The 19,601-nt window shown below is 72.4% G+C and carries 12 protein-coding genes; 9 read left to right on the top strand and 3 right to left on the bottom strand.

Features of this window, described 5'->3' with window-relative positions:
- The 3 genes from ORI94_RS29525 to ORI94_RS29545 all read left to right on the top strand — a co-directional run.
- Positions 1-698: hypothetical protein (locus tag ORI94_RS29525; RefSeq protein WP_266081371.1), on the top strand; the 698-nt coding region annotated here is incomplete at its 5' end.
- 1,039 nt (positions 699-1,737) lie between these two features.
- On the top strand, positions 1,738-3,990 hold the full coding sequence (locus ORI94_RS29540) for an ATP-dependent RecD-like DNA helicase (RefSeq protein WP_266081373.1): 2,253 nt from the start codon (positions 1,738-1,740) through the stop codon (positions 3,988-3,990).
- A gap of 243 nt (positions 3,991-4,233) precedes the next feature.
- Positions 4,234-5,523: a citrate synthase gene (locus ORI94_RS29545; RefSeq protein ID WP_266081375.1), complete on the top strand. Its 1,290-nt coding sequence runs from the start codon at positions 4,234-4,236 to the stop codon at positions 5,521-5,523.
- 692 nt (positions 5,524-6,215) lie between these two features.
- Here the strand turns inward: ORI94_RS29545 and ORI94_RS29550 are convergent.
- Both ORI94_RS29550 and ORI94_RS29555 read right to left on the bottom strand, forming a co-directional pair.
- Positions 6,216-6,455 carry a heavy-metal-associated domain-containing protein gene (locus ORI94_RS29550; RefSeq protein WP_266081377.1) on the bottom strand — a complete coding sequence of 80 codons (240 nt, stop codon included), beginning with the start codon at positions 6,453-6,455 and terminating at the stop codon, positions 6,216-6,218.
- A gap of 86 nt (positions 6,456-6,541) precedes the next feature.
- A complete protein-coding gene (locus ORI94_RS29555; RefSeq protein ID WP_266081502.1) occupies positions 6,542-7,162 on the bottom strand; it encodes a TetR/AcrR family transcriptional regulator in 621 nt (206 codons plus the stop codon).
- Between the two features lie 303 nt (positions 7,163-7,465).
- Between ORI94_RS29555 and ORI94_RS29560 the strand changes: the two genes are divergently transcribed.
- Positions 7,466-9,721 carry an MMPL family transporter gene (locus ORI94_RS29560; protein WP_266081379.1) on the top strand — a complete coding sequence of 752 codons (2,256 nt, stop codon included), beginning with the start codon at positions 7,466-7,468 and terminating at the stop codon, positions 9,719-9,721.
- 95 nt (positions 9,722-9,816) lie between these two features.
- Here ORI94_RS29560 and ORI94_RS29565 read toward each other — a convergent pair whose 3' ends face one another.
- Positions 9,817-10,011, bottom strand: coding sequence for a helix-turn-helix transcriptional regulator (locus ORI94_RS29565; protein WP_042170865.1), 195 nt, complete (start codon positions 10,009-10,011; stop codon positions 9,817-9,819).
- Between the two features lie 734 nt (positions 10,012-10,745).
- On the opposite strand from ORI94_RS29565, the gene ORI94_RS29570 reads away from it, so the two are divergent.
- The 5 genes from ORI94_RS29570 (at position 10,746) to ORI94_RS35390 (ending at position 19,459) form a co-directional block, all read left to right on the top strand.
- The gene (locus ORI94_RS29570; RefSeq protein WP_266081382.1) at positions 10,746-13,400 is read left to right on the top strand and encodes an alpha/beta fold hydrolase; all 2,655 of its coding nucleotides are present in this window, start codon (positions 10,746-10,748) and stop codon (positions 13,398-13,400) included.
- A complete protein-coding gene (locus ORI94_RS29575; RefSeq protein WP_266081384.1) occupies positions 13,397-14,299 on the top strand; it encodes an ABC transporter permease in 903 nt (300 codons plus the stop codon). The genes ORI94_RS29570 and ORI94_RS29575 overlap by 4 nt, the downstream gene beginning before the upstream one ends.
- A 157-nt stretch (positions 14,300-14,456) precedes the next feature.
- The gene (locus tag ORI94_RS29580; RefSeq protein WP_266081386.1) at positions 14,457-16,112 is read left to right on the top strand and encodes a vWA domain-containing protein; all 1,656 of its coding nucleotides are present in this window, start codon (positions 14,457-14,459) and stop codon (positions 16,110-16,112) included.
- A gap of 145 nt (positions 16,113-16,257) precedes the next feature.
- The gene (locus ORI94_RS29585; protein ID WP_266081388.1) at positions 16,258-18,222 is read left to right on the top strand and encodes an AMP-dependent synthetase/ligase; all 1,965 of its coding nucleotides are present in this window, start codon (positions 16,258-16,260) and stop codon (positions 18,220-18,222) included.
- A 334-nt stretch (positions 18,223-18,556) separates the two neighbouring features.
- Positions 18,557-19,459: a chaplin gene (locus ORI94_RS35390; protein ID WP_323056100.1), complete on the top strand. Its 903-nt coding sequence runs from the start codon at positions 18,557-18,559 to the stop codon at positions 19,457-19,459.
- Positions 19,460-19,601: the final 142 nt, after the last annotated feature.

Raw genomic sequence — 19,601 nt, forward strand, 5'->3', positions numbered from 1 at the left:
TGGATGCGGTGATGCCGGTTCCGGGCGTGCAGGGCAGGTTCTGGTTCTTCTCCGGCGGCGAGTACATGGTCGCCGAGGTGGGTGCGGACCCGGCGTCGGCGCGGCGGGTGAGCGGGCCTGCCCCGATCGCGCAGTGGCGCAAGACGTTCGGCGGCCTGGACCGCTTCACGAACAGGATCGACGCGGTCCTGCCGGTTCCCGGTGACGACCATCGCTTCTGGGTCTTCTCCGGCGACCAGTACCTGCTCGTCCACACCGCGGGCGACCGCTCCGGCAAGGGCCGCCTCCAAGAGCCGCGCCCCCTCACCGACTGGAGCAACAGCATCGGCGAGGCCCCGGGCTTCTCGCAGCGTGTGGATGCGGTGATGCCGGTTCCGGGCGTGCAGGGCAGGTTCTGGTTCTTCTCCGGCGGCGAGTACATGGTCGCCGAGGTGGGTGCGGACCCGGCGTCGGCGCGGCGGGTGAGCGGGCCTGCCCCGATCGCGCAGTGGCGCAAGACGTTCGGCGGCCTGGACCGCTTCACGAACAGGATCGACGCGGTCCTGCCGGTTCCCGGTGACGACCATCGCTTCTGGGTCTTCTCCGGCGACCAGTACCTGCTCGTCCACACCGCGGGCGACCGCTCCGGCAAGGGCCGCCTCCAAGAGCCGCGCCCCCTCACCGACTGGCCGTCATTGAGGCCCTTCCGAACGGATTGAACCAGCCAGGCTGGACACTTGACCGGAACGCGACGGTCACAACACTGCCGGCACGGGAGGAAGACCGGTCTCCGGGAGCCACCCGACCGCCCTCAACGACCGACCGGACAGCTCCTGGCCGGTCGCGGAGTACGAGCAGAGCCGGCGCCGGCGCCGGCTCGAAGCGGCGACGACGGTGCCGTGGAGGGCGCAGGCCCGTTCGCCGAGGCCGACGGGTCGTCCGCTCCTGCTGCCGCCCCGCGGGCCTGCCGGGCGGTCCGGTGGTTCACCTGTGAGCGCTCGGCCTCGTGCTGTGAACGTCCTGCTCGCATGCGCGCACATCCGGCAGTCGGCCGGTGGGTGCCATCGGCTCTGCGAGGACTGCCGGGCCCCACACTCCTGTTCCTCAACTCCCGCTCGGTCGGCGGCCCGTTCGCACCACACGTACTTGCCCGGTCGCCCTCTCCGGCCGGCGGGCCCCACCCCCCCCCATGTCGGAGCAGGCGCGCGCCGGGGCCGGACCCCGGCCCTCCTCCCGCTCCGCCGCCGCTCGAACGGCACCGGCGGCTCGGGCGGCTCGGGCGGTCCGGGGTCCGCGTCCCACGCCCCGATCCGCAGCGTCCCCGGCGGCGACCAGCGCACGCGCAGGGCGGGGCCCTCGGTGTGCCGTACGGCGCTGGACACCAGCTCCGCGCCAGGTGCATCCCGACGTCACCACGAACACGCTCGCGGCCAGCACCTCGCGGTCGCCGTGCCGGCGCCGGCCGCCGCCCCGGGGACGTGCGGGCGGCTCCGGCACCACCCGCTGGAACAATTCCCGCAACTCGCCCGGCACCGGCCGCTCAACGATCCCTGCCATGTCCGGCAGCCCACCGAGCCAGATGAGATGATTTCTCACGTCCTCACATGAACTCGGTTCACCCGCGTGAGGGAACAGGCCCCGGCCCTCACCGTCCCGCCGGGGACCCTCACCCCCTTCCCCCAAGCGCTCAAAGCGGATTCCCGGCGCTGAAACCGGACGCCCCGGCGCCCTGTCACACCCCACCGGTACCGTCGGACCATGTCCAACCAGTCCGCAGCGGCCTCGGGCGAGCGGCGTCTCGCCACCCTCGAAGGCGTGCTGGAGCGCATCACGTACTCCAACGAGGAGAACGGCTACACGGTCGCCCGCGTCGACACCGGCAGGGGCGCCGGCGACCTGCTCACGGTCGTCGGGGCGCTGCTCGGCGCGCAGGTCGGGGAGTCACTGCGGATGGAGGGCCGCTGGGGGTCGCACCCGCAGTACGGGAAGCAGTTCCACGTCGAGAACTACACGACGCTGCTCCCGGCCACCGTCCAGGGCATCCGGCGCTACCTCGGTTCCGGGCTGGTCAAGGGCATCGGGCCGGTCTTCGCCGACCGCATCACGCAGCACTTCGGCCTGGACACCCTGACCGTCATCGAGGAGGAGCCCAAGCGGCTCATCGAGGTCCCCGGCCTCGGGCCCAAGCGGACCAAGAAGATCGCCGACGCCTGGGAGGAACAGAAGGCGATCAAGGAGGTCATGCTCTTCCTCCAGACCGTCGAGGTGTCCACCTCCATCGCCGTGCGCATCTACAAGAAGTACGGGGACGCCTCGATCTCCGTGGTGAAGAACCAGCCGTACCGGCTGGCGTCCGACGTCTGGGGCATCGGCTTCCTCACCGCCGACAAGATCGCCCAGTCCGTCGGCATCCCGCACGACAGCCCCGACAGGGTCAAGGCAGGCCTGCAGTACGCGCTGTCGCAGGCCACCGACCAGGGCCACTGCTATCTGCCCGAGGAGAAGCTGATCGCCGACGCGGTGAAACTGCTCCAGGTGGACACCGGGCTCGTCATCGAGTGCCTCGCCGAGCTGGCCGCCGAGCCGGAGGAGGGTGAGGACCCCGGGGTCGTACGCGAGAAGGTCCCCGGCCCGGAGGGCGGCGACCCGGTCACCGCCGTCTACCTCGTCCCGTTCCACCGTGCCGAACTGGCCCTCTCCGCACAGCTGCTGCGCCTCCTGCGCACCGGGGACGACCGGATGCCGGGCTTCCGGGACGTGGCCTGGGACAAGGCGCTGACCTGGCTGAAGGGGCGTACCGGGGCCGACCTCGCCCCCGAGCAGGAGGCCGCCGTGAAGCTGGCGCTCACCGAGAAGGTCGCGGTCCTCACCGGAGGCCCCGGCTGCGGCAAGTCCTTCACCGTCCGCTCGATCGTGGAGCTGGCCCGCGCCAGGAAGGCCAAGGTGGTGCTCGCGGCCCCGACCGGCCGCGCCGCCAAGCGCCTGGCCGAGCTGACCGGCGCCGAGGCCTCCACCGTCCACCGCCTGCTGGAGCTCAAGCCCGGCGGTGACGCGGCCTACGACCGGGACCGTCCGCTGGACGCCGACCTGGTGGTGGTCGACGAGGCGTCCATGCTGGACCTGCTCCTGGCCAACAAGCTGGTCAAGGCCGTGGCCCCCGGCGCCCACCTGCTCTTCGTGGGCGACGTCGACCAGCTCCCCAGCGTCGGCGCGGGCGAAGTGCTCCGGGACCTGCTGGCCGACGGCAGCCCCGTCCCCGCCGTCCGCCTCACCCGCGTCTTCCGTCAGGCGCAGCAGTCGGGCGTGGTGACCAACGCGCACCGGATCAACGCCGGCCAGCACCCGCTCACCGACGGCATGAAGGACTTCTTCCTCTTCGTCGAGGACGACACGGAGGAGGCCGGCCGGCTCACCGTGGACGTGGCGGCCCGGCGCATCCCGGCGAAGTTCGGGCTCGACCCGCGCCGGGACGTCCAGGTCCTGGCCCCCATGCACCGCGGCCCGGCCGGTGCGGGCACGCTGAACGGCCTGCTCCAGCAGGCCGTCACCCCGGGCCGCCCCGACCTGCCCGAGAAGCGGTTCGGCGGCCGGGTCTTCCGCGTCGGCGACAAGGTCACCCAGATCCGCAACAATTACGAGAAGGGCGCGAACGGGGTCTTCAACGGCACCGTCGGCGTGGTCACCTCACTCGACCCGGTCGACCAGCGGCTGACGGTGCTGACGGACGAGGACGAGGAGGTGCCGTACGAGTTCGACGAACTGGACGAGCTGGCCCACGCCTACGCGGTGACCATCCACCGCTCCCAGGGCAGCGAGTACCCGGCCGTCGTCATCCCGGTGACCACGGGAGCCTGGATGATGCTGCAGCGCAACCTGCTCTACACGGCGGTGACCCGCGCCAAGCGGCTGGTCGTCCTCGTCGGCTCCCGCAGGGCGATCGGACAGGCGGTACGCACGGTCTCGGCCGGCAGGCGCTGCACGGCGCTCGACTTCCGGCTCGCGGGCGCCTGAACCGCCGTTGTTGCCGCCCGCCGCCCCACCCCCGGAAGAAAAATGATCGATCAAATGGGTCGGGAACGTCACAGAGGCCTTCCGCAAGCGGAACGCAAGAGGCAGGATGGGCAAGTTGGCGGCACTCAGTGCCGCCAATAGGCCCGATGGTCGACCCCGAGTGCACTCTCCTGAGCCAAGTGGGGGATGGTAGAGACAGTCAGGGCACCTCGAAGGTGAGGCACTACGTCGGTGAGGGAAGACGTGAGCGACAACTCTGTAGTACTGCGGTACGGCGACGGCGAGTACACCTACCCGGTGATCGACAGTACGGTCGGTGACAAGGGCTTCGACATCGGGAAGCTCCGAGCCCAGACCGGCCTGGTGACGCTGGACAGCGGCTACGGCAACACCGCCGCATACAAATCCGCGATCACGTACCTGGACGGCGAGGGAGGCATCCTCCGTTACCGCGGGTACCCCATCGAGCAGCTGGCCGAGCGCTCCTCCTTCCTGGAGGTCGCCTACCTGCTGATCAACGGCGAGCTGCCGACCGTCGACGAGCTCACCGCGTTCCAGAACGAGATCACGCAGCACACCCTGCTGCACGAGGACGTCAAGAACTTCTACCGGGGCTTCCCGCGCGACGCCCATCCGATGGCCATGCTGTCGTCGGTGGTCTCGGCGCTGTCGACGTTCTACCAGGACAGCCACAACCCGTTCGACGAGCGTCAGCGCAACCTCTCCACGATCCGGCTGCTCGCCAAGCTTCCGACGATCGCGGCCTACGCGTACAAGAAGTCGATCGGCCACCCGTTCGTCTACCCGCGCAACGACCTCGGCTACGTCGAGAACTTCCTGCGCATGACCTTCTCGGTCCCGGCCCAGGACTACGAGCTCGACCCGGTCGTGGTCTCCGCCCTGGACAAGCTGCTCATCCTGCACGCGGACCACGAGCAGAACTGTTCGACCTCCACGGTGCGCCTGGTGGGTTCCTCGCAGGCGAACATGTTCGCCTCGATCTCCGCCGGCATCTCCGCCCTGTGGGGCCCGCTGCACGGTGGCGCCAACCAGTCGGTGCTGGAGATGCTCGAGGGCATCCAGGCCGACGGCGGCGATGTCGACTCCTTCATCCGCAAGGTGAAGAACAAGGAGGACGGCGTCCGCCTGATGGGCTTCGGCCACCGGGTCTACAAGAACTTCGACCCGCGCGCCAAGATCATCAAGGCCGCCGCGCACGACGTGCTGTCCGCCCTCGGCAAGTCCGACGAGCTGCTGGACATCGCGCTCAAGCTGGAGGAGCACGCGCTCTCCGACGACTACTTCGTCTCGCGCAGCCTCTACCCGAACGTGGACTTCTACACCGGCCTGATCTACCGGGCCATGGGCTTCCCGACCGAGATGTTCACGGTCCTGTTCGCCCTCGGCCGCCTGCCGGGCTGGATCGCCCAGTGGCACGAGATGATCAAGGAGCCGGGCTCCCGCATCGGCCGCCCGCGCCAGATCTACACGGGCGTGGTGGAGCGCGACTTCGTCCCGGTCGAGGAGCGCTGACCGAACGCGCGAGCCGCGACACGGGCACAACGGCGGATGGCACGTCCACCTCACCTCGAGGGGCGTGCCATCCGTCTTCGGTCGGCCGGGCCGGGGACGGGCGGGCCGGTGTGCCGACGCGTGCCTCGTCGAAAAGCAGAAGGCGCCCTGCGCCGGTCCCCCCACGGGCCGACGTCAGGGCGCCTTCCCATGTCCCGGTGCGGATTCCCCCCACGGGATCCGGCCGGGCGTCTGTGAAGATCAGCGCCTGAATCGCTGTCCGGTGAGCACGGTGGGCGGAGCCCACGGCACTCGTGCGGTCTGCCGGGACGCGCACCGTCGGGAGGGCCGCTCAAAGCTCTCCGACGTACGTGCCCCGGCAACGCAGCTCCGGGAAAGTCCCCCAAGACATTCCCGGATGCCAGGTCGCGCCCCCCAAGACGCTTCCCGACATCGCCAACTTAGACCTTCGAACCCCTTCGATGGTTACGTTCACGTCACTGTGATCTGCGTCTCTTGCATGTGTCCGGCAGGTGCGCAAGGCGCCTGAACTGCCGACGCGTCCCAAGCGTAGGGATGATGCGCGAGCGTTGTGAAGAGCTTATGTGAAATGTCGTACCGGACTCCAGGGGGTGAGGTCGGTCGAGACCTCAGTGAAACGAGTGTGGCCGCGGGCTGAGGGCGGCGACGGAGGCGGAGGGGGCGCGCCGGCGTCAGGCGGGGCCGACGAGCTCGAAGCCGGCCTCGTCGACGGCGGCGCGGACGGCCTCCTCGTCGAGCGGGGCGTCGGAGACGACGGTGACCTCGCCGGTGGCGGCGACGGCCTTCACCGAGCCGACGCCGGGGATCCCGGAGATCTCGCCGGAGACGGCGCCTTCGCAGTGGCCGCAGCTCATGCCGCTCACCTTGTAGACGGCGGTGACGGAGCCCTGGGTGTCGGTCTGGGCGGTCATGTCGTTGCTCCTCGTCGAGACGTAGGGGGTCGAGGGGGCCCGCGGGGGCCGGGGCCTCCATGGCCAGACTATACCCCTAGGGGGTATTAATCCACGACCAGTGGGTCGAGGTAGCGGAACAGGGCGTCCTTCAGTTCCTGGACGTAGGCCTCACGTTCGGCGCCCTCGTGGGCGAGGATCAGCTCCAGGCCGCCCTTGTAGATGGCCACGCACATCCGGGACCTACGGGTGATCTCCCCGGTGCGGGCGTCGGGCAGGAACGGGGTGAGCAGCGCCTCGACCCGGTCGACCAGGGCGGCGTGCAGGGCGTCGTGCTCCTGCGCCATGGCGCCGGGGACGTCGGGCCCGTGCATCAGGGTGAAGAAGACCGGGTGGCGGCAGTTGAAGTCGACGAAGCGGTCGACGGCCGCCGCGATGGCCTCCTCCAGGGGGGTCTCGGGGGCGATCGGCCGCAGGGCCGTCCCGTACGTCTCCCGCATCTCGTGCATCAGCCGGTCGCTCAGCTCGACCGCGATCGCTTCCTTGTTCGGGAAGAACTGGTACAGGGTGCCGGGGGAGACGCCGGCCTTGCGGGCGATGGCGTTGGTGCTGGCCGCCGTGTACCCGGTGGTGCAGAAGACGGAGGCGGCCGCCTCGAGCAACTGGGCGATGCGCCGCTCGCCGCGGGCCTGTCTGCGGCGGGGCCGCTCGTCGGCTGCCTGCTCCATGTCGGTCCTCTCTGGCACGTGTTCCCCGTCTCCTCGCCGCGCGAAGACTTCCGCAGGTGTTTCCGCGCGCGTTTTCCACAGCGATTGACAAACGCGAGCGGGTGCTCGCATTCTGGTGAAACACGAGCGACCTCTCGTGTTTGCCAGTTTATGGCAACGGCACAGCCATGCCGCCTGCCCGCGTATCCACGTCTTCGCGGACTGCGAGGCCCCGGGCCGCCAAGGTGCACGAGCGGGACGCACGGAGCAGCCGCCGGGGCAGGGCCGGCGCACGGTTCCACGGTAAAAAGGGGACACCGCAGGATGACCGAAGTCAACGAGCCACCACGCGTCGGAGGCTGGACCCGGTTCGTGACCGCCCGGCCGCGGCTCGCCCTGCTGGCGGCGCTGGTGCTCACCGTGCTGGCCGTGCTGGCCGGCAGCGGCGTCGCCGACCGCATGAGCAGCGGCGGCTGGGAGGACCCGGGCGCGGAGTCCACCTACGCGACCCGGGCCATCGAGCGGGAGTTCCCCGACTCCCAGCCCAACCTCCTGCTGCTCGTCGACGCGGGCGACGCCTCGGTCGACGACCCGGCCGTCGCCGCCGAGGCCGCACGGCTCACCGAGCGCCTGGCCGACGAGGAGGGGATCACCGGCGTCGGCTCCTACTGGCAGACCCGCTCACCCGCCCTGCGCGCCGAGGACGGGCGCGAGGCGCTGATCGCCGCCCGCATCACGGGTGACGAGACGGCCATGGGCGAGACCCTGGACCGCATAACCCCCCTGTTCCGTGGCGAACAGGGCCTGGTGGAGGTCGGCGTCGGCGGCCCGGTCGCCGTGCGGCACGAGATGCAGACGATCATCCAGGAGGACCTGCTGCGGGCCGAGCTGATCGCCCTGCCGGTGACGCTCGTGCTGCTGGTGATGGTGTTCGGCAGCGCCGTCGCGGCCCTGCTGCCGCTCGGCATCGGCATCGTCGCGATCCTCGGCGCCAACGCGATCCTGCGCGGGCTCACCGAGTTCACCGAGGTGTCGGTGTTCGCGATGAACCTCACCACCGCGCTCGGCCTCGGCCTGGCCATCGACTACGCGCTCTTCATCGTCCGCCGCTTCCGCGAGGAGCTGTCCGCCGGCGCCGAACCCCTCACCGCCATCGGCACCACCCTGCGCACGGCCGGGCGCACGGTGCTCTTCTCCGCCCTCACGGTCGCGGTGTCCCTGGCGGCGATGCTGCTCTTCCCGCAGTACTTCCTGCAGTCCTTCGCCTACGCCGGCATCGCCGTGGTGCTGCTGGCCGCGGCGGCGGCACTCATTCTGCTCCCCGCCGCGCTGATGGTCCTCGGCCACCGCGTCGACGCCCTGGACCTGCGCCGCCTGCTGCGCCGCGAGCGGCCCGCGAAGGCGCCCGGCGAGGAAGGCGCCGCCTGGGGGCGCATGGCGACGCTGGTGATGCGCCGGGCGCCGTTCTTCGCCCTGGGCACCACGGCCGTACTGGTCCTGCTCGGACTGCCCTTCCTGGGCGTGAAGTTCGGCACCGCCGACGACCGCCAGCTGCCGTCCACCGCCCAGTCCCGTGTGGTCCAGGACCACATCCGCGAGGGCTTCCCGGGCAGCCCCGGCGGCGGCCTCGAAGTGCTCGCCGAGGGCCGTGCCACCGAGGCCCAGTACGCGGCCTACAAGGAGCGCGTCGCCGGACTTCCCGAGGTGGTGCGGGTCGAGGGGCCGCTGGTGAAGGGCGACGCCGCGTACTTCACGGTGCTGCCCAGGGGCGAGGCCGTCGACGACCCCGCCCAGCGCCTGGTGGGCGATCTGCGTGCGGTGGACGCCCCGTTCGACACCAGCGTGACGGGCGCGGCGGCCGTGCTCGTCGACTCCAAGGACGCCATAGCCGAGCGCCTGCCGATGGCGGCCCTCTTCATCGTCATCGTCACCCTGTTCCTGGTGTTCCTGCTCACCGGCAGCGTGCTGATACCCGTCCAGGCGGTGCTGCTCAACGCGCTGAGCCTGACCGCCATGTTCGGCGCCATGGTCTGGGTCTTCCAGGACGGCCATCTCTCCGGCCTGCTCGGCTTCACCAGCCCCGGCTCCATCGAGACGACCCTCCCGGTCATCATGTTCTGCGTGGCCTTCGGCCTCTCCATGGACTACGGCGTGTTCCTGCTCTCCCGGATCAAGGAGGAGCACGACCTCACCGGCGACCACGAGCAGGCCGTCCGGCACGGCCTGCAGCGCACGGGAGGGCTGATCACCGCGGCGGCCGTCATCCTGGCGGTGGTCATGGTCGCGATCGGCACCTCGCGGGTGACCAACACCAAGATGCTCGGCCTGGGCATCGCGCTGGCCGTGCTGATGGACGCGATGATCATCCGCAGTCTCCTGGTCCCCTCGGTCATGCGGCTCACCGGCCGGGCGACCTGGTGGGCGCCGGGCCCGCTGCGCCGGTTCCACGAGCGGTTCGGGCTCAGCGAGGGCGAGTCCGCGCCGGGAGCCGGTGGGGCCGGGACCGGGGCCGGAAGGGCCGAGCCCGAGCCCGAGCCCGGGTCCCGGTCCGCAACCGAGCCGGCCCGCACGACCGTGTGACCGCACCGGGTGACAGGGGCGACCGGAACGACTGAACGGCTGTGCCCCACCTGCGCGGTGGGGCACAGCCGTGGTCGCGGGTGGTGGGACGGGGCTCAGCGGCGGGGCCGGTTGCCCGGCCGGGAGGCCACCCAGCGGCGCACCGTGTCCGCGTACCAGTACGGCTTGCCGCTCTCCACGTGGTCGGGCGGGGGCAGCAGGCCGTGCTTGCGGTAGGAGCGGACGGTGTCCGGCTGCACCTTGATGTGCGCCGCGATGTCCTTGTAGGACCACAGACGTCGGTCGGTCATGCGTCGTACCTCCCCGCGAGCACCACGGAGGCGGCCAGGGATCGGCCGTCAGGGGAAGCCGGGTGCTGCGCTGGCGATCACCAGGCGTTCTGCCCGGTGAACGACGCCCTACGGGTGCGGAGCCCCGTTGTGCGCCGGGCGTGACGGAAAAACCGCGTACGCGGGACATGTGCGACACGAGCGGGATGTTTGTGACACACGTGATGCAAAGGTGCGTGCCGGCCCCTCGGCGGGGCGGGTTGACCCGCCCCGCGGCCGGGCTCCGTCGGCTCACCCGTCCGTGCCGGGTGAGCGGGCGCCGGGTGCGTGCGTGCCCGTTCCGGGGACTTACGGTCAAGATCTCGTCCGAATGTCCGGACAAAACATTGACAGGGCTTCGCTTCCACGACTAGAAACCGTGGGAGAGCCGTGCGGGGACGACAACGACGAGCCACGAACGCCGCCGCCGGCCTCCGTACCCCGGGGTGCCCTGACGGCCCCGGCACCGATCACCTCCGGCGCGGGTGGCCGCTTCGCTTTGGCAGGAGCGAAGTGCGGCGACGACTCCCCGCCCGCTACGGCCCCGCGCCGGAGGTTTCCCGTCCGCCACCGACATGGGTGCTCCCGGGGTGTGCGCGGCGCGTGCGCGTACCACGGACGCGGTACGGGGCAGCGGGTGCGTACGCCCGGAGGAGGTGGCGGGGTCGGTCTGCGGTCGGCATCGGGCCGACAGACCGACCCCGTACCGTTGACGCATGGATCTTCGACTGCCCGGACCGCGATGGCCCAGGTCATGGCGTCCGCGACGGACCGTCGCGGCCGTGGCCGCCGTCGTCGTGCTCGCCGGGGCCGGCACCTGGACCGCCGTCGCCTCCGAGGACGCGCCCCCGGTGGACCGGGCCGACCGCGTCATGACGGTGGCCGACGAGGTGCGCATCGACACCTCGTACTTCACCGCCGGCCCGGCCGGCCGCCGTCCCGCCGTCCTGCTCGGGCACGGCTTCGGCGGCAGCAAGAACGACGTACGGCAGCAGGCCGAGGAGCTCGCGCGCGAGGGGTACGCGGTGCTCACCTGGTCCGCGCGCAGCTTCGGCGAGTCCACCGGGAAGATCGGGCTGAACGACCCGAACGGCGAGGTCGCCGACGTCTCCCGGCTCATCGACTGGCTCGCCGAGCAGCCCGAGGTCGAGCTGGACGGGGACGGCGACCCGCGCCTCGGCATGGCCGGCGGCTCCTACGGCGGCGCCATCGCGCTGCTCACCGCCGGGCACGACGACCGGGTGGACGCCATCGCCCCGGCGATCACCTACTTCGACCTCTCCGAAGCGCTGTTCCCGGACGGCGTGTTCAAGAAGCTGTGGGCGGGCATCTTCGTCAACTCCGGCGGCGGATGCGAGAAGTTCGAGCCCGAGCTGTGCCGGATGTACGAGCGGGTCGCCGAGTCCGGCACCCCGGACGCCCAGGCCGTCGAGCTCCTGAAGGAGCGCTCCCCGTCCGCCGTCGCCGACCGCATCGACGTGCCGACCCTGCTGATGCAGGGCCAGTCCGACTCCCTGTTCCCGCTCGGCCACGCCGACGCCGCCGCGCAGGCGATCCGTGCGAACGGCGCTCCGGTCGACGTCGACTGGATCGCCGGCGGGCACGACGGCGGCGACCCGGAGGGGGAGCGCCTCCGCGCCCGGACCCGGGCCTGGTTCGACCGCTACCTGAAGGGCGACGAGGGCGCCGACACCGGCCCCGCCTTCCGCGTCAGCCGCACCGGGGGCATCGACTCCACCGACGGACAGGCCGTACTGAACGGCGCGAGCGCGGACCGCTACCCGGGCCTGACCGGCGGGGGGAAGACCTTCCCGCTCACCGGGCGCGAGCAGAGCCTCGCCAATCCGGCCGGCGCCAGTCCGCCCGCCGTCTCCGCCCTGCCCGGCCTCGGCGGCGCCGGCGGCCTCTCCCGGCTGTCGTCCCTCGGCGTCGGTGTCTCCCTGGACTTCCCCGGCCAGTACGCCCGCTTCGAGTCCGCCCCGCTCACCGGCGACCTGCGGATCACCGGCTCGCCGACCGCCACCGTGCACGTGAAGTCGACCAGCGACGACGCCGTCCTCTTCGGCAAGGTGTACGACGTCGGCCCGGACGGCCGGCAGCAGGTGCTGCCCTCCCAGCTGGTCGCGCCGGTCCGGGTGGAGGACGCCAAGGCGGGCAAGGACGTCACCGTCACGTTCCCGGCCGTCGACCACGAGGTCCAGCAGGGCCACCGCCTGCGGCTGGTCCTCGCCTCCACCGACCTCGGTTACGCCTCCCCGGCCGCCCCGGCCACGTACACCGTCTCCCTGAAGAGCGACCTCGCCGTGCCCACCGCGCCCCAGGTGGACACCGCGGCGGCCCCGCTGCCCTCCTGGGTGTGGTGGCTCCCGCTCGCCTCGGCCGTCGTCGCCCTCGCCCTGGTGCTGAGCGGCCGCCGCCGTACGACGGCCACGCCCCCCGATCCCGAACTCGCCGGCGTCCCGCTGCAGATCACCGGCCTCGGCAAGCGCTACGCCCGCTCCGCCGACCGGTACGCCGTACGGGACCTGTCGTTCCGGGTGGAGAGGGGCCAGGTCCTCGGCCTGCTCGGGCCGAACGGCGCGGGCAAGACCACCACCCTGCGCATGCTGATGGGGCTGATCAAGCCCGACGGCGGCGAGATCCGCGTCTTCGGTCACGCCATCCGGCCCGGCGCGCCGGTGCTCTCCCGGGTCGGCGCCTTCGTCGAGGGCGCGGGCTTCCTCCCGCACCTGTCCGGCCGGGAGAACCTGGAGCTGTACTGGCAGGCCACCGGCCGCCCGGCGGAGGACTCCCGCATCGAGGAGGCCCTGGAGATCGCGGGCCTCGGCGACGCCCTCGCCCGCGCCGTGCGCACCTACTCCCAGGGCATGCGCCAGCGACTCGCCATCGCGCAGGCCATGCTCGGCCTGCCGGACCTGCTCATCCTGGACGAACCGACCAACGGCCTCGACCCGCCCCAGATCCGCGAGATGCGCGAGGTGATGATCCGGTACGCGGCCGCAGGACGCACCGTGATCGTCTCCAGCCACCTGCTCTCCGAGGTCGAGCAGTCCTGTACCCACCTCGTCGTCATGGACCGCGGACGGCTGGTCCGGGCCGGGCCGGTGCAGGAGATCATCGGCTCCGGCGACACCCTGCTCGTCGGCACCGGGTCCCCCGTGGACGAGCCGCTCGCCGGGAAGGTGGCCGCCCTGCCGGGCGTCGCCTCGGCGGTCCTCACCGACGACGGGCTGCTGGTCCGCCTCGACGCCGACGGCACCGCCCCGCGGCTGGTCGCCGAACTGGTGCGGCTGGAAGTGCCGGTGGCGTCGGTCGGGCCGAACCGCCGCCTCGAAGACGCCTTCCTCACGATGATCGGAGGTTCCGCATGAGCGCGCTCGACGAACGGACCGGGCCCGCCGGAACCGGGCAGCCGGCCGGCGGGCCGGTGGAGGTCGCCGACGGCTACCGCGCGGGCCGCACGCTGCCGCTGCGCGTCGAACTCGTGCGGCAGCTCAAGCGCCGCCGCACGATCGTCATGGGCGCGATCCTGGCCGCCCTGCCGTTCGTGCTGGCCGTCGCCTTCGCCGTCGGCGGCGAGCCGGAGGGCCGCGAGGGCCGGGTGACCCTGATGGACACGGCCACCGCGTCCGGCGCCAACTTCGCCGCCGTGAACCTGTTCGTCTCCGCGGGCTTCCTGCTGGTCATCCCCGTGGCCCTGTTCTGCGGGGACACGGTCGCCTCGGAGGCCGGCTGGTCCTCGCTGCGCTATCTGCTCGCCGCTCCGGTGCCGCGGATGCGGCTGCTGTGGTCCAAGCTCGTCGTCGGTCTCGGGCTCAGCCTCGCCGCGATGGTGCTGCTGCCGGTGGTCGCACTGCTCGTCGGCACGGCCGCCTACGGCTGGGGCCCGCTGCAGATCCCCACCGGCGGCTCGCTGGACCCCGCCACGGCGGCCCAGCGGCTCGTGGTGGTCGTGGCGTACATCTTCGTGTCCCAGCTGGTCACCGCCGGGCTCGCGTTCTGGCTGTCGACGCGCACCGACGCCCCGCTGGGCGCGGTCGGCGGCGCGGTCGGCCTGACCATCGTCGGCAACGTCCTGGACCAGGTGACCGCCCTCGGCGACTGGCGCCACTTCCTGCCCGCGCACTGGCAGTACGCCTGGGCCGACGCCGTCCAGCCGGCCCCGCAGTGGTCCGGCATGATCCAGGGCACCGCGGTCTCGGTGACGTACGCGCTCGTCCTGTTCGCGCTGGCCTTCCGCGGCTTCGCCCGCAAGGACGTGGTCTCCTAGGTCGGGCTCAGGTCGGCGGAGGATCACCCACCGGTCTCGGCGGGCGCGTTCCGTGCCCGCTTCGAGACCCATCCGCAACGCCCCGTGGTGCACGTTCCGCCCGGCCCCGGCGTCACAGTCGAGAAGTCGACGCCAACGGCACGAGGGGGAACGGACGATGAAGCACACGACGGACCGGACACCGAACGGGACAGGGGCGACACGACAGGACGAGGCCCGGACCCGCCACCGGACCTCCCGGGGGACCCGCCGCCTCCGTGCCGCGCTGGTCGCGCTCACGGCGGCGAGCGGCCTGCTGCTCACCGCGTGCGGCGGCGGGAACGGGGACGGCGGCAAGGCGTCCGACTCCTCGTACGAGGGCGGAGGCGGGCCCGGGGGAGGCATCGGCGGCCGGGGCGGTGACGCGGCCCCGCCCCCCGCGCCCGACGGCACCCGCGGCGCCGACCGGCAGCGCGAGGGGGAGCAGGACGGGCGCCGGGACATCGCGCCCGTCCCCGACCACCTGTCCACCTTCGCCCTCGACGTCGACACCGCCTCGTACGGCTACGCCCGGCGCACCCTCTCCGAGGGCAGGCTGCCCGACCCGTCGACGGTCCGGCCCGAGGAGTTCGTCAACAGCTTCCGGCAGGACTACGAACGCCCGGACGGCGACGGCTTCACGGTCACCGTCGACGGCGCCCGCACCGACGAGGACGACTGGTCCCTGGTCCGTGTCGGCCTCGCCACCCGGTCCGCCGGGCCGGGCGAGGACCGCCCGCCCGCCGCCCTCACCTTCGTCGTCGACGTCTCCGGCTCCATGGGCGAACCGGGCCGCCTGGACCTCGCCCGGGAATCCCTGGCCACCATGACGGACCGGCTGCGCGACGAGGACTCGGTCGCGCTCGTCGCCTTCAGCGACGAGGCCGAGACCGTCCTGCCGATGACCCGCCTCGACGGCAACCGGGGCGAGATCCACGACGCCGTCGACCGCCTGGAGCCCGCCCTGTCCACCAACCTCGGTGCGGGCGTCGAGACCGGCTACGAGACCGCCGTCGAAGGGCTGCGCAGGGGCGCCACCAACCGGGTCGTCCTGGTCTCCGACGCGCTCGCCAACACCGGTGACACCGACGCCGACACGATCCTCGAACGCATCGGGGAGTCCCGCCGCGAACACGGCATCACCCTCGTCGGCGTCGGCGTCGGCAGCGACTACGGCGACGCCCTCATGGAACGCCTCGCCGACAAGGGCGACGGCCACACGGTGTACGTGTCCGACGCGGAGGAGGCCCGCGAGGTCTTCAGCGAACAGCTGCCGCGCACCGTCGAACTGACCGCCCGGGACGCGAAGGCCCAGGTCGCCTTCGACCCCGGGACGGTCGCCGAGTTCCGCCTCGTCGGCTACGACAACCGCCGGGTCGCCGACGAGGACTTCCGCGACGACGACGTGGACGGCGGCGAGGTCGGCCCCGGCCACACCGTCACCGCCCTGTACGCGGTCCGCACCCGGCCCGGCGCCTCCGACGGCCACCTCGCCACGGCCACCGTCCGCTGGCTCGACCCCGACTCCCGCGCCCCGCACGAGGAGAGCGGCGACCTGGAGGCCGGCGACCTCGGCGACTCCGTCTGGACCGGCGCCCGCGGCCTCACGGTCACCGCCACCGCCGCCTACTTCGCCGACGCCCTGCGCACGGACGGCCGCCGCCACCGAGCCCTGCCCGGCGCCCCGCGCCTGGACGAACTCGCCGGCCACGCGGCCGGCCTGGCCGACCGCACCGAGGACGAGGACCTCCGCGACCTGGCCGAGGCGATCCGTACCGCCGACCGCCTCTACTGACGGGGCCACACCTCCGCAGGGCCCGCCCGGCCCGCTCGGGCGGGCCCACCCCGTTGACTCGTTCTTACGCACCGGTAAGTTTACTTCGAAGTAAGTAAGCGGGGCAGCACCAGTACGACCGCATCAGCCGCGACCGGGAGCCGTCATGGGTGTACGCAAGGACCTGAAACGGGCGAAACGACGTACCGACCTGACCGCCCGCACCAGAACCGGGACCACCAGGGACGAGCACGGCGTCGTGCGCGAGGTCCGTACGGAGGTCCTCGCCCCGCCGCCGGCCACCGGCAGCACCGCCGACATCCCCTTCACCAACGCGGCCGAGGCCCCCGACGACGTCGTCCTGCGCCGCGAGCGGCACGGCACCTGGCACGCCGTCACGGCGGCGTCCTTCGCGCAGGAGGTCACCGCCGTGGCCAAGGGCCTCGTCGCGGCCGGTCTCCTGCCCGGCGACCGGGTCGCGGTGATGTCCCGCACCCGCTACGAATGGGCGGTCCTGGACTTCGCGATCTGGTCCGCCGGCGGCCAGAGCGTCCCGGTCTACCCCACGTCCTCCGCGGACCAGGTCGAATGGATCGTCCGCGACTCCGGCACCCGGTTCGTCGTCACGGAGACCGGGCAGAACACCGCCACCGTCACCGCCGCCACCGCCGCCCTGCCCGAACCGCCGCGCACCTGGGAACTCGACGCTGACGCCCTCGCCCGCCTCACCGCCCTCGGCCGGGACGTCCCCGACGCGGAGATCACCGAACGCCGCACCGCGCTCACCCCCGGCACCACCGCGACGATCTGCTACACCTCCGGCACCACCGGTCGCCCCAAGGGCTGCGTCCTCACCCACGCCAACCTGCTCGCCGAGGCCGCCAACACCGTCGAACTCCTCCACCCCGTGTTCAAGGAGGTCACCGACCAGACCGCCTCGACCCTGCTCTTCCTGCCGCTCGCCCACATCCTCGGCCGCACCCTGCAGATCGCCTGCCTGATCGGCCGCATCGAGACCGGCCACTGGCCGAGCATCAGACCCGCCGAACTGCGGCCCGCCCTCAAGCAGTTCCGCCCGACCTTCCTCGTCGGCGTCCCCTACCTCTTCGAGAAGATCCACGACACCGGCCGCGCCACCGCCGAGAAACTCGGCCGCGGCGCCTCCTTCGAACGCGCCCACCGCACCGCCGTCCGCTTCGGCGCGGCCCACCTCGACCGGTTCCTGGGCCGCGGCAAGGGCCCCGGTCCCGGCCTGTACGCCGCCTGGGCGCTGTACGACCTGCTGGTCTACCGGCGCGTGCGCAAGGAACTCGGCGGCCGGGTGCGCTACGCCATCAGCGGCGGCTCCCCGCTGGAACGCGACCTCAACCTCTTCTTCTACGCGGCCGGCATCCTCGTCTACGAGGGCTACGGCCTGACCGAGACCACCGCCGCCGCCACCCTCGTCCCGCCGCTCGCCCCCCGCCCCGGCACGGTCGGCCTGCCGGTCCCCGGCACCGCCGTCCGCATCGCCGACGACGGCGAGGTCCTCGTCCGGGGCGGCATCGTCTTCGAGGCCTACCGGAACGACCCGGCCGCCACCGCCGAGGTGCTCGACGACGGCTGGTTCGCCACCGGCGACCTCGGCTCCCTCGACGAGGACGGCTATCTCACCATCACCGGCCGCAAGAAGGACATCCTCGTCACCTCCGGCGGCAAGAACGTCTCCCCGGCAGTCCTGGAGGACCGCCTGCGCAGCCGCCCGCCCGTCGGCCAGTGCCTGGTCGTCGGCGACAACCGCCCCTACGTCGCCGCACTCGTCACCCTCGACCTGGAAGCGGTCGGGCACTGGCTGGCGGTACGCGACATGCCCGCCGGCACCCCCCTGTCCGAGGTGATCGAGGACCCGCGGATGCGCGCCGACGTCCAGAAGGCCGTCGACTACGCCAACGAGGCCGTCTCCCGCGCCGAGTCGATCCGCGCCTTCACCCTCGTCGAGGGCGAGTTCACCGAGGAGAACGGACTGCTGACCCCGTCCCTCAAGGTCAAACGCCAGGCGGCGCAGGCGGCGTACGCACAGGAGATCGAAAAGCTGTACGTCCGAGGGGCGGGCGAGGGCCGGACCGGTCCGCCTGCGGGGCCAACCGGGTGAATCTGCGCAACTGTTTCGCGTGCGTCGGGTTGATGAAGCAGTAGGGCACGCGACGCCACGAGAAAGGAACGCGCTGTGCTGCTCCGTCCGCGGTTGCACGGGCTTGTCCCGCAGGCACTCCCGCCTGCGGGCCGAGGGCCGGACACGGGGGCCGCTGTCGACGCCGGGACCGCCGCCGTCGGGCCTCCGGGTGTTCTTCCCGACGCATAGCACGCTGTGGCGTCCGACGCGCCGGCCTCCCGGCTCCGCCAAGGCCGGCTTCGGACGTCGATCTCCGTGCCCGGGCCGGCTTTCCACCTCTTCAAGCAGGAAGACCACGACATTGCGACAGACCTTGAGCAGGGGAGCGTTCGCGGCGGCCGCCGCCACGGGCATTCTCTCGCTGTACGGCGCCCCCGCCCTCGCTGACACCCACGCGGAGGGAGCCGCCACGAACTCTCCCGGCGTGCTGTCGGGGAACAACGTCCAGGCACCCATCGAGGTGCCGGTGAACGCGTGCGGCAACACCGTCGGTGCGGCCTCCGCGCTCAACGCGGCGTTTGGCAACACGTGCGTCAACGGTTCGTACCAGGACGACAGGTCCGACCACCAGGCCTCCGGCACCTCGCAGGACCACTCAGACGGTGGCGGCGGCGCGTACGCGGAGGGAGTCGCCGAGGGCTCTCCCGGCGTGGCGTCCGGGAACAACGTCCAGGTGCCCGTCCACGCGCCGGTGAACGCGTGCGGCAACTCCGTCAACGTGGTCGGGGCGCTCAACGAGGCCTCCGGCAACACGTGCGTCAACGGTTCGTACCAGGACGACAGGTCCGACCACCAGGCCTCCGGCACCTCGCGGGAGCGCTCCGACGGCGGCGCGTACGCGGAGGGAGTCGCCGAGGGCTCACCCGGCGTGCTGTCCGGGAACCTCATCCAGCTCCCCGTCCACGCGCCGGTGAACGCGTGCGGCAACTCCGTCAACGTGATCGGGTTGCTCAACTCCGCCTACGGCAACGACTGCGGCAACGGCCACACGCCGGACGAGCCCGGCGACGAGCCCGAGACACCGCTGTCCCCGCCCGACCGTACGCACACCCCGCCCACGCACGAGACCCACACGCCGCCCCCGGCCCCCGGCGAGGAGCCGCCCCACCTGGCCGAGACCGGCAGTGACAGCGTGCTGGCCGCCTCGGCCGCCGGTGCGAGCCTGCTCGTGGGCGGGGCACTGCTGTACCGCCGCGGGCGCGCCGCCCGCCGCTAGCGGTTCCAGGAGCCGGACCCCACCCCGTCCGGCTCCGACGGCCCGCCCGGCCGCACGCCCCCGGGCCCCGGGGGGGGGGCCCCGGGGGGGGGGGCCGGCCCGGGCCCCGGGGGGGGGGGGGCGGGCGGGGCCCGGGCCGGGG

It is taken from the genome of Streptomyces sp. NEAU-W12, from assembly GCF_026242095.1.
Lineage (GTDB): Bacteria > Actinomycetota > Actinomycetes > Streptomycetales > Streptomycetaceae > Streptomyces.

Bases quoted from the DNA above. Each gene is read 5' to 3' on its own strand.
- ORI94_RS29560 (WP_266081379.1), top strand. From the start codon at position 7,466: ATGACCGAAGTCAACGAGCCACCACGCGTCGGAGGCTGGACCCGGTTC.
- ORI94_RS29585 (WP_266081388.1), top strand. From the start codon at position 16,258: ATGGGTGTACGCAAGGACCTGAAACGGGCGAAACGACGTACCGACCTG.
- ORI94_RS29565 (WP_042170865.1), bottom strand. From the start codon at position 10,011: ATGACCGACCGACGTCTGTGGTCCTACAAGGACATCGCGGCGCACATC.
- ORI94_RS29540 (WP_266081373.1), top strand. From the start codon at position 1,738: ATGTCCAACCAGTCCGCAGCGGCCTCGGGCGAGCGGCGTCTCGCCACC.
- ORI94_RS29575 (WP_266081384.1), top strand. From the start codon at position 13,397: ATGAGCGCGCTCGACGAACGGACCGGGCCCGCCGGAACCGGGCAGCCG.
- ORI94_RS29555 (WP_266081502.1), bottom strand. From the start codon at position 7,162: ATGGAGCAGGCAGCCGACGAGCGGCCCCGCCGCAGACAGGCCCGCGGC.
- ORI94_RS29570 (WP_266081382.1), top strand. From the start codon at position 10,746: ATGGATCTTCGACTGCCCGGACCGCGATGGCCCAGGTCATGGCGTCCG.
- ORI94_RS29580 (WP_266081386.1), top strand. From the start codon at position 14,457: ATGAAGCACACGACGGACCGGACACCGAACGGGACAGGGGCGACACGA.
- ORI94_RS29550 (WP_266081377.1), bottom strand. From the start codon at position 6,455: ATGACCGCCCAGACCGACACCCAGGGCTCCGTCACCGCCGTCTACAAG.